Origin of the sequence: Streptomyces alkaliphilus (assembly GCF_014141535.1) — a bacterium.
Taxonomy (GTDB): Bacteria; Actinomycetota; Actinomycetes; order Streptomycetales; family Streptomycetaceae; genus Streptomyces; species Streptomyces alkaliphilus.
Map to the genome: position 1 here is coordinate 1 of NZ_VKHT01000091.1, position 9332 is coordinate 9332.

General features: G+C 73.2%; 13 protein-coding genes. 8 read left to right on the forward strand and 5 right to left on the reverse strand.

From position 1 onward, the window contains the following. On the forward strand, positions 1-551 hold a 551-nt coding region (locus FNQ90_RS05365), incomplete at its 5' end, for an ABC transporter permease (protein ID WP_182605205.1). 62 nt (positions 552-613) lie between these two features. Here FNQ90_RS05365 and ybaK read toward each other — a convergent pair. Beyond that, entirely contained in the window at positions 614-1111 is a 498-nt protein-coding gene (ybaK, locus tag FNQ90_RS05370) for a Cys-tRNA(Pro) deacylase (RefSeq protein ID WP_182605206.1), read from the reverse strand. A gap of 63 nt (positions 1112-1174) precedes the next feature. Beyond that, positions 1175-1978, reverse strand: a complete 804-nt coding sequence (locus tag FNQ90_RS05375; protein ID WP_182605207.1) for an LON peptidase substrate-binding domain-containing protein — start codon at positions 1976-1978, stop codon at positions 1175-1177. A 185-nt stretch (positions 1979-2163) separates the two neighbouring features. On the opposite strand from FNQ90_RS05375, the gene hisD reads away from it, so the two are divergent. From hisD to hisF, 7 genes are all read left to right on the forward strand, one after another. After that, a complete protein-coding gene (gene hisD, locus FNQ90_RS05380; RefSeq protein ID WP_182605208.1) occupies positions 2164-3486 on the forward strand; it encodes a histidinol dehydrogenase in 1323 nt (440 codons plus the stop codon). Further along, positions 3483-4667: a histidinol-phosphate transaminase gene (locus FNQ90_RS05385; RefSeq protein ID WP_182605209.1), complete on the forward strand. Its 1185-nt coding sequence runs from the start codon at positions 3483-3485 to the stop codon at positions 4665-4667. The genes hisD and FNQ90_RS05385 overlap by 4 nt, the downstream gene beginning before the upstream one ends. Continuing rightward, positions 4664-5254: an imidazoleglycerol-phosphate dehydratase HisB gene (hisB, locus tag FNQ90_RS05390; RefSeq protein ID WP_143618748.1), complete on the forward strand. Its 591-nt coding sequence runs from the start codon at positions 4664-4666 to the stop codon at positions 5252-5254. Before FNQ90_RS05385 ends, hisB begins: the two co-directional genes overlap by 4 nt. Continuing rightward, positions 5251-5418 (forward strand): hypothetical protein, encoded by a 168-nt coding sequence (locus tag FNQ90_RS27065; protein WP_182605210.1) that lies wholly within the window; start codon positions 5251-5253, stop codon positions 5416-5418. The genes hisB and FNQ90_RS27065 overlap by 4 nt, the downstream gene beginning before the upstream one ends. A gap of 128 nt (positions 5419-5546) precedes the next feature. Beyond that, positions 5547-6140: an imidazole glycerol phosphate synthase subunit HisH gene (gene hisH, locus FNQ90_RS05400; protein WP_407699306.1), complete on the forward strand. Its 594-nt coding sequence runs from the start codon at positions 5547-5549 to the stop codon at positions 6138-6140. Then, entirely contained in the window at positions 6140-6889 is a 750-nt protein-coding gene (gene priA / locus FNQ90_RS05405; RefSeq protein ID WP_143618752.1) for a bifunctional 1-(5-phosphoribosyl)-5-((5-phosphoribosylamino)methylideneamino)imidazole-4-carboxamide isomerase/phosphoribosylanthranilate isomerase PriA, read from the forward strand. The genes hisH and priA overlap by 1 nt, the downstream gene beginning before the upstream one ends. Further along, positions 6886-7656, forward strand: a complete 771-nt coding sequence (gene hisF, locus FNQ90_RS05410) for an imidazole glycerol phosphate synthase subunit HisF (protein ID WP_182605212.1) — start codon at positions 6886-6888, stop codon at positions 7654-7656. Before priA ends, hisF begins: the two co-directional genes overlap by 4 nt. Before the next feature lie 133 nt (positions 7657-7789). Here the strand turns inward: hisF and FNQ90_RS05415 are convergent, their stop codons facing one another. The 3 genes from FNQ90_RS05415 to FNQ90_RS05425 form a co-directional block, all read right to left on the reverse strand. Further along, positions 7790-8200: a PIN domain nuclease gene (locus FNQ90_RS05415; RefSeq protein WP_182605213.1), complete on the reverse strand. Its 411-nt coding sequence runs from the start codon at positions 8198-8200 to the stop codon at positions 7790-7792. Continuing rightward, entirely contained in the window at positions 8197-8448 is a 252-nt protein-coding gene (locus tag FNQ90_RS05420) for a type II toxin-antitoxin system VapB family antitoxin (protein WP_182605214.1), read from the reverse strand. Before FNQ90_RS05420 ends, FNQ90_RS05415 begins: the two co-directional genes overlap by 4 nt. A gap of 103 nt (positions 8449-8551) precedes the next feature. After that, positions 8552-9301: an SDR family NAD(P)-dependent oxidoreductase gene (locus tag FNQ90_RS05425; RefSeq protein ID WP_182605215.1), complete on the reverse strand. Its 750-nt coding sequence runs from the start codon at positions 9299-9301 to the stop codon at positions 8552-8554. Positions 9302-9332 lie beyond the last annotated feature (31 nt).

The window sequence follows — 9332 nt, forward strand, 5'->3', positions numbered from 1 at the left end:
GGCCCGCCCGGCGTCGCTCCCCGGGGGACACCCGCCGGGAGGCGTCCGACGCGCTCATCGCCCTGGTGATCACGGCCGTGCTCGGTGGTATCGCCCTCGGCGCGCTCTGGGGCCTGTTCTCCCCCCGGGTGCGGGTGGTCTCCGACGGCGACGGCGTCTACCTGGTGAACTCCGAGAGCGAGGAGGCCATCGCGGGTGACGGCAGCTTCCTGCTCATGGGTCTGGCCGTCGGGGTGGTCCTGGGCCTGCTGGTATTCCTGCTCAGACGCCGGGGCGGGGTGGGCGCGGTGCTCGGTCTGGCCGTCGGCGCGGCGATAGGTGCCGTGATCGCGTGGCGACTGGGCATCCTCCTGGGCCCCGAGCAGGACCTCGTGGCCCGCGCGGCGGAGGTCGGGGAGGGCACTCCCTTCGAAGCGCCCCTCGAGCTGAGGACCCTCGGCTCACTGATCGGCCTGCCCTTCGGGGCGCTGCTGGCGCACTTCGTGGGCACGGCCCTGTGGAGTCCGCGGGAGAGCGAGATCCCGCCCCCGCCGTTCCCGCGCTGGAACTGAGCCGGCTCCCGGGAGCCGGCCCACTCCCGGGAGCGATTTTCGGCGTCCCGGCGGCCGGGGACTCAGCCGCGTCCCACGGACGCGGTCACCGCCTCCGTCAACCGCACCAGATCCGCCGGCGCCAGCTCGATCTCCAGGCCCCGCCGCCCCGCCGACACGCAGACCGTCTCGTACTCCCCGGCCGAGGCGTCCACCACGGTCGGCAGGCGGCGCCGCTGCCCCAGCGGGGAGATTCCGCCGCGCACGTAGCCCGTGGCCCGCTCGGCCGCCGCCGGGTCGGCCATCACCGCCCGCTTGCCGCCCACGGCCGCCGCCAGCGCCTTGAGGTCCAGGGTTCCGGAGACCGGCACCACCGCCACCGTCAGCGCCCCGTCCACCTCCGCCACCAGCGTCTTGAAGACCCGGGCGGGGTCGGTGCCCATCGCCTTCGCGGCCTCCTCCCCGTAGGACGGCGAGGCCGGATCGTGCTCGTAGGCGTGCAGGGTGAACTCCACGCCCGCCCGGGTCGCCGCCACGGTCGCCGGCGTGCCGGCGCTCCCCGCCCGTTTCTTCCGCCCCATCCCGTCCCCGCTCCCTCTCCCGGGGCCCGGCCCCGGCTCGTCCGCCGCCACGGCCGGCCCGGCTCAGTTCGGGCTGGTCGGCCGGCGGGTCAACTCCACCGCCGGCACCGACGGCAGTTTCCCGATCACGCCGATCTCGCGGCGCAGCAGTCGAAGCTCCCGGGCCAGCCGGGCGGCGGTGTCCGGCGCCTCCAACAGCGCCTGCTTCTCCGCGGTCTCCAGCACGGTGGCCGCCGCCACCAGATACGACACCACCGAGGGTTCCTCCGGCAACTCGCTTCCCGGCACCAGGGAGCGCTCGTACGCCCCCGCCAGGCGCTGCTGGTAGGCGCGGAAGGCACGCAGCACGCCCGTGGCGAGCACCTCCGCGCCCTCGCCGGCCTCCTCCTCCAGAAGCTCCACCTCGCCGACCAGATAGCGGCCCGCGCTCTCCACCGACAGCAACCGGAACCGGGTGGTGCCCGTCGCCAGCACCTCGAACGAGCGCGGCCCGTCCCCGTCGTCCGCGTCGTCACCCGGGTCGCCCGCGCCGGTGCCCCCCGCCGGGTCGTGCTGCCGGATCGTGGTGGCGTCCGCGACACACCCGATCGGGTGGAAGGAGTCCATCGGATCGGGGGCGAAACCCGCGCCCGGCCGGGTGTCGGGGGCCGACACGCCCGGCTCACCGGGCAACCCCCGACCGGGCGGCGCCACCTCGTACCCCTCCCGGATCGCGACGACCCCGAAGGGACGCGGCCCGTCCCCCGGCAGCCGCAGCAGATCCGAGACCAGCGCCCGGTAGCGGGCCTCGAAGACGTTCAACGGCATGACCAGCCCGGGGAACAACACGGCGTGCAGGGGGAACAGCGGCAGGCGGGTCGTCGTCACGGCGCGAAGCCTAGCGTTCCGACCGGGGGACCGTCCGGGAGCGGGAGCCATCGGACGCGCCCCGGCGCCACGGCGCACGCCCCCCGATCGCCCGCCCCCGGGAGGCCCTGCCCTCCGTATCACGCGTCGTATCACCCTGTGGGACGACAGCCGGACGCCCCCCGGCGTCTGAGAGACTGGTGGGTGTGTTGAAGCGAATCGATCTGCGGGGTTCCGGCCGGGACGGCGCCGGAATCGACCGTGAGCTGCTGCCGCGCGCCGAACTCGACGTGGAAGCCGCCCTGGAGAAGGTGCGGCCCATCTGCGAGGACGTCCGCCATCGCGGCACCGCGGCGCTGATCGAGTACGCCGAGCGGTTCGACGGCGTGCGCATCGAGCGCACCCGGGTACCCGCCGAGGCCCTGCAGAGGTCCCTCGCCGAACTCGACCCGGCGGTCCGCGCCGCCCTGGAGGAGTCGATCCGCCGCGCCCGCCTCGTCCACCGCGAGCAGCGTCGCACCGACCACACCGTCACCGTCGTTCCCGGCGGCACCGTCACCGAGCGTTGGGTGCCCGTCGAGCGCGTCGGCCTCTACGTGCCGGGCGGAAACGCCGTCTACCCCTCCTCGGTGGTCATGAACGTCGTGCCCGCCCAGGAGGCCGGCGTCGAGTCGCTCGCCGTCGCCTCCCCGCCGCAGAAGGAACACGACGGCCTGCCGCACCCGGTGATCCTCGCCGCCTGCGCACTGCTCGGCGTCACCGAGGTGCACGCCGCCGGCGGTGCCCAGGCGGTCGCCATGTTCGCCCACGGCACCGACGAGTGCCGCCCCGTCCAGCTCGTCACCGGTCCCGGCAACATCTGGGTCGCCGCGGCCAAGCGACTGCTCAAGGGCGTCATCGGCATCGACGCCGAGGCCGGCCCCACCGAGATCGCCGTCCTCGCCGACGACACCGCCGACCCCGCGCACGTCGCCGCCGACCTCATCAGCCAGGCCGAGCACGACGTGCTCGCCGCCTCGGTACTGGTGACCCCCTCCACCGCTCTCGCCGACGCGGTGGACGCCGCCCTGATCGAACAGGTCGCCGCCACGAAGCACGAGTCGCGGGTCACCGAGGCCCTCACCGGCCGGCAGTCCGGCGTCGTCCTCGTCGACGACCTCGACCACGGCCTGGCGGTGGTGGACGCCTACGCCGCCGAGCACCTGGAGATCCAAACCGCCGACGCCACCGCCGTGGCCGCCCGGGTCCGCAACGCCGGCGCGATCTTCGTCGGCCCCTGGGCCCCGGTCTCCCTCGGCGACTACTGCGCCGGCTCCAACCACGTGCTGCCCACCGGCGGCTGCGCCTGCCACTCCTCCGGGCTGTCCGTGCAGTCCTTCCTGCGCGGCATCCATGTCGTGGACTACTCCCGCGACGCCCTCGCCGAGGTCACCCACCACGTGGTCGCCCTCGCCGAGGCCGAGGACCTGCCCGCGCACGGTGCCGCGCTCAAGGCCCGGTTCGACTGGAAGGTACCCAGCTCCACGTGACCGGCAACACCCCCACCCCGCCCGCCGACGCCCCGGCGGGCGGCGTCCGCACGCTCGACGACCTGCCCATCCGGGAGGAGCTCCGCGGCCAGTCGCCGTACGGCGCCCCCCAGCTCGACGTGCCCGTACGGCTCAACACCAACGAGAACCCCCACCCCCTGCCGCCCGAGTTGGTCGCCCGCATCGCCGAGCGCGTCGCCGGGGCCGCCCGCGACCTCAACCGCTACCCCGACCGGGACGCCGTCGAACTGCGCGCCGCGCTGGCCGACTACCTCGGCCGTACCTGCGGCCTGTCGCTCGGGACCGACCGGGTGTGGGCCGCCAACGGCTCCAACGAGGTCCTGCAACAGCTCCTCCAGGCCTTCGGGGGGCCCGGCCGCACCGCGCTGGGCTTCGAGCCCTCCTACTCGATGCACGCACTCCTCGCCCGGGGCACCGGCACCGGCTGGGTCTCCGGTCCCCGGGACGCCGGCGATTTCACCATCGACCTGCCCGCCGCCGAACGCGCCATCGCCGAGCACCGGCCGCACGTCGTCTTCGTCTGCTCGCCCAACAACCCCACCGGCACCGCCGTCGCGGCCGAGACCGTCCTCGCTCTGCACGACGCCGCGCAGCGGGCCCGCTCCGGCCCCGGCGAACACGGTGCCCTGGTGATCGTGGACGAGGCGTACGGCGAGTTCAGCCACCGTCCCTCGCTGCTGCCGCTCATCGAGGGCCGCCCCCGCCTGGTGATCTCCCGCACCATGTCCAAGGCGTTCGGCGCCGCCGGCCTGCGGCTGGGCTACCTCGCCGCCCACCCGGCCGTCGTGGACGCCGTCCAACTCGTGCGGCTGCCCTACCACCTGTCCGCCGTCACCCAGGCCACCGCGCTCGCCGCCCTGGAACACACCGATACCCTGTTGGGATACGTCGAACAGCTCAAGGCCGAACGGGACCGACTGGTCGCCGAACTGCGCGCGATCGGCTGCGAGGTCACCGACTCCGACGCCAACTTCGTGCAGTTCGGCCGGTTCGACGGCCCGGGCGGCGCGCACGCCGCCTGGAGGTTCCTGCTGGAGCAGGGCGTGCTGGTCCGGGACAACGGCGTGCCCGGCCGGCTGCGGGTGACCACCGGCACCCCCGAGGAGAACGACGCGTTCCTGGACGCGGTGCGCGAGCTGATGAAGGAGAACGACCGATGACCCGCACGGGCCGCGTGGAACGAACCACCAAGGAGACCAAGGTCCTCGTCGAGATCGACCTCGACGGCACCGGGAAGGTCGACGTCTCCACCGGCGTCGGCTTCTGGGACCACATGCTCGACCAGCTCGGCCGGCACGGCCTGTTCGACCTGACCGTGCGCACCGAGGGCGACCTGCACATCGACACCCACCACACCATCGAGGACACCGCCCTCGCGCTGGGCGCCGCCTTCCGGCAGGCCCTCGGCGACAAGAAGGGCATCGTCCGCTTCGCCAACGCCTCCGTCCCGCTGGACGAGTCCCTGGCGCAGGTCACCGTGGACCTCTCCGGCCGCCCCTACCTCGTGCACAGCGAGCCCGACGGCATGGCCCCGATGATCGGCTCCTACGACACCACCATGACCCGGCACGTCCTGGAGTCCTTCGTCGCGCAGGCGCAGATCGCCCTGCACGTCCACGTCCCCTACGGCCGCAACGCCCACCACATCGTGGAGTGCCAGTTCAAGGCCCTCGCCCGGGCCCTGCGGTACGCGAGCGAGATCGACCCCCGGCAGACCGGCATCCCCTCCACCAAGGGAGCCCTGTGAACCTCACCTCGACGCTCCTGATCGCCGCCGGCCTCTTCCTCGCCGGCGGCGCCTGGTCCTTCGCCCGGCAGGACCTGCCGCGCGGCGTCGTGGTGCTGCTCGGCGTCGCCTCCGCCATGTGCCTGGTGGCGGGGGTGCTCCGCCTGGAGGTGTGGAACCAGTGACCACCGACCCGAACACCGAGCCGGGCGCGGTCCCGGAGGCCGCCCCGACCACCGGCTCCGCCGGCGGGGCCGCCGATCGGGGTGGGGCCCGAAAGTCCGTCGTCGTCTTCGACTACGGCTTCGGCAACATCCGCTCCGCCCAGCGCGCCCTGGTCCGCGCCGGCGCCGAGGTGGAGATCACCCGCGACTACGACGCCGCGATGAACGCCGACGGCCTGCTCGTGCCCGGGGTCGGCGCCTTCGCCGCCTGCATGGCCGGCCTGGTCGAGGCGCGCGGCGACTGGGTCGTCCAGCGCCGGTTGGCCGGCGGCCGGCCCGTCATGGGCATCTGCGTCGGCATGCAGATCCTCTTCGGCCGGGGCATCGAGCACGGCGTGGAGACCGCCGGCCTGGACGAGTGGCCCGGCACCGTGGATCGGCTGCGCGCCGATGTCGTCCCCCACATGGGCTGGAACACCGTCGAGGCTCCCGAGGGCTCCCGCCTCTTCGCGGGCATCGACCCCGAGGAGCGCTTCTACTTCGTGCACTCCTACGCCGCCCGGGACTGGACGATGGAGACCATCAACCCGCGCATGAGCCCGCCGCTGGTCACCCGCGCCGTGCACGGGGAGCCCTTCGTCGCCGCCGTCGAGAACGGCCCCCTGTGGGCCACCCAGTTCCACCCCGAGAAGTCCGGCGACGCCGGAGCCCAACTCCTCAGCAACTGGATCGAGAGCCTGTGATGACCCCCGAGCTCGAACTGCTTCCGGCCGTCGACGTCCGCGACGGGCAGGCCGTGCGCCTGGTGCACGGCGAGTCCGGCACCGAGACCTCCTACGGTGACCCGCTGGAGGCCGCCCTCGCCTGGCAGCGCGCCGGTGCCCGCTGGCTGCACCTGGTCGACCTCGACGCCGCCTTCGGCACCGGCGACAACCGCGAGCGCATCGCCGAGGTCGCCCGCGTCACCGCCGAGGCCGGCGTGAAGGTCGAGCTGTCCGGCGGCATCCGCGACGACGACTCGCTCGCCGCCGCCCTGGCCACCGGCTGCACCCGGGTCAACCTGGGCACCGCCGCGCTGGAGGCACCCGAGTGGGTCGCCAAGATCATCGCCGAACACGGCGACCGCATCGCCGTCGGTCTCGACGTGCGCGGCACCACGCTGCGCGGCCGGGGCTGGACCCGTGACGGCGGAGACCTCTACGAGACCCTGGCCCGCCTGGACTCCGAGGGCTGCGCCCGGTACGTCGTCACCGACATCGCCAAGGACGGCACCCTCCAGGGCCCCAACCTGGAGCTGCTGCGCAACGTCTGCGCCGCCACCGACCGCCCCGTCGTCGCCTCCGGCGGTGTCTCCCGCCTGGACGACCTGCGGGCCCTGGCCGCGATGGTGCCGATCGGAGTCGAGGGCGCGATCGTCGGCAAGGCCCTGTACGCGGGCGCCTTCACCCTGGAGGCCGCGCTGGAGACCGTGCGGGCGGAGGCCGCGGCGTGAGCCTCGCGGTGCGGGTCATCCCCTGCCTGGACGTGGACGCCGGCCGGGTGGTCAAGGGCGTCAACTTCCAGAACCTCCGGGACGCGGGCGACCCCGTCGAGATGGCCAAGGTCTACGACGCCGAGGGCGCCGACGAACTGACCTTCCTCGACATCACCGCCTCCTCCGGCAACCGGGAGACCACCTACGACGTGGTGCGGCGCACCGCCGAACAGGTCTTCATCCCGCTGACCGTGGGCGGTGGCGTCCGCGCCGCCGACGACGTGGACCGACTGCTGCGCGCCGGTGCCGACAAGGTCGGCGTCAACACCGCCGCCATCGCCCGACCCGAGTTGATCCGGGAGATCACCGAGCGCTTCGGCAGCCAGGTCCTCGTGCTGTCCGTGGACGCCCGACGCGTCACCGGGGAGACCACCACCCCCAGCGGCTTCGAGGTCACCACCCACGGCGGCCGGCGCGGCACCGGCATCGACGCCGTCGAGTGGGCCCACCGCGCGGCGGAGTTGGGGGCGGGGGAGATCCTGCTCAACTCCATGGACGCCGACGGCACCAAGGACGGCTACGACCTGACCATGATCGAGGCCGTGCGCAAGCACGTCACGATCCCGGTCATCGCCTCCGGCGGCGCCGGCGCGGTCGAGCACTTCCCGCCGGCCGTGGAGGCCGGGGCCGACGCCGTGCTCGCCGCCTCCGTCTTCCACTTCGGCGACCTGCGCATCGGCCAGGTCAAGGACGCCCTCCGCGCCGCCGGTCACCCCGTGCGCTGAGCCGGCGGGGGTCGGCCGGAGAGCCGGCTGGGTCGGCCGCTGCCGCCGGTGTCCCGGCTGCTCTCGTACGGGCAGCCGGGCCCGAGGTCGGGGCCGGGGCCGGGGGGCGGAAACCGAACTCGGTCGGTCGATATCAGTCGGTCAATATCAGAGTCGCCTGCCCGGTCACGGCGGCGATGCACTCGAAGTCGCGGTCGCAGTGCAGGAGTGTCAGGCCCGAGAGCTCGGCGATGGACGCCACCAGGAGATCGACCGGTCCGGCCCCCCGGTGCCACCCGCGCTCGGTGAGAAGCCGCTGTACCGTCCGGGCCCGCTCGTAGGTTCCCTCGGGAACGGGAGCCCAGGCGTAGCACTGGTGCAGGGTGGCCAGGACAGCCGCCCGGTCCGCCGAACTTCTGGCGGAGAAGCCGATCTCCAACTCGGTGATGTCACTCATGGCCACCAAGCCGGCCTCGATGGCTCGATCCCATTCGTGGTGTTTGCCCTCCGGGCCGAGCAGGCGGACCGCCGCCGATGTGTCGATGAGGTAGTGCGCCGGCGTCATGTATCGCTTCCGGAGGCCTCTTGGCGGGGGTGAGAGGCGCGGTAGTTCGTCTTGTCGGAGAGAACAGCCATGTCCAGGGCTCCCTCGGCGATCAGGCGCCGGGCCTCGGCGAGGGCCTTGGCCCGCCGTATGCGGGCAGCGGTTTCCGCCAGCGCCGTGTTCACCGTTTCTTTTTTGGTCCTGGTCCCCAGCGCCTCCTGGGCCGCTGCCAGCGTCTCTTCGTCGATGTCGATCAGCATCTTCGCCATGGGCCCACCTTGTATATACACGCTTGTGGAAAGTATATACCTCTATCCCGGGATCACTTCTCCGAGGGAGTGACGTTCCGGGGGCGAACGAGTGGTCGACGGGTCAGTCCATGACGCTGCCGCAGGTGATGTTGATGTCGGCGGCGGTGACCGCGGCGGCCATGTCGGAGGCGGCGAAGACGGCGGCGTTGCCCACGTCCTCCAACGTGGCCGCCCGACGCAGCAGCGTGTGCGCGACGATCTGCGCCTCGATCGCCTCCCGCCCCTCGAAGTCGGTCGGGATGGACTCCGGGATGCCGCCGGTCTTCACCGTGATCACCCGCACCCCGTGCGGCCCCAGCTCGCACGCCCACTGCCGGCGCAGCCCCTCCAGGGCGTCGAAGGCGACCTTCAGCCCGCCGAGGTTCGGCAGGGTGTGCGGGCCGCCCCCGCCGAAGGCGAGCACCACCCCCGACCCGCGTCGCACCATGTGCCGGGCGGCGGCCCGGGTGGTCAGGAAGTGCGAGCGCAGCAGGGTGGCCACCGGTCGGGTGAAGTCCTCCACGTCGATCTCCATGAGCGGCTGCTGCACGTCCCCGAAGCCGATCAGGTTGAACGAGACGTCCACCGAACCGGCCTCGGCGGCGATGTCGTCCACGAAGGCATCCACATCCGACTCGTCCAGCGCGTCCAGCACCCCGATGTCCGCCGTCCCGCCGCGCGAGCGGATGTCGGTCGCCACCGCGTCCAGCGGCTCCCGGGTGCGGCCGGTGAGGAACACCCGCGCCCCCTCCCGGGCGAAGGCGCGCGCCACCGCCCCACCGATCGGCCCACCGGCGCCGTGCAGCACGGCGGTCTTCCTCTCCAGCAGCATCGCCGGTCTCCCTCCTGTCTCTTATACACAA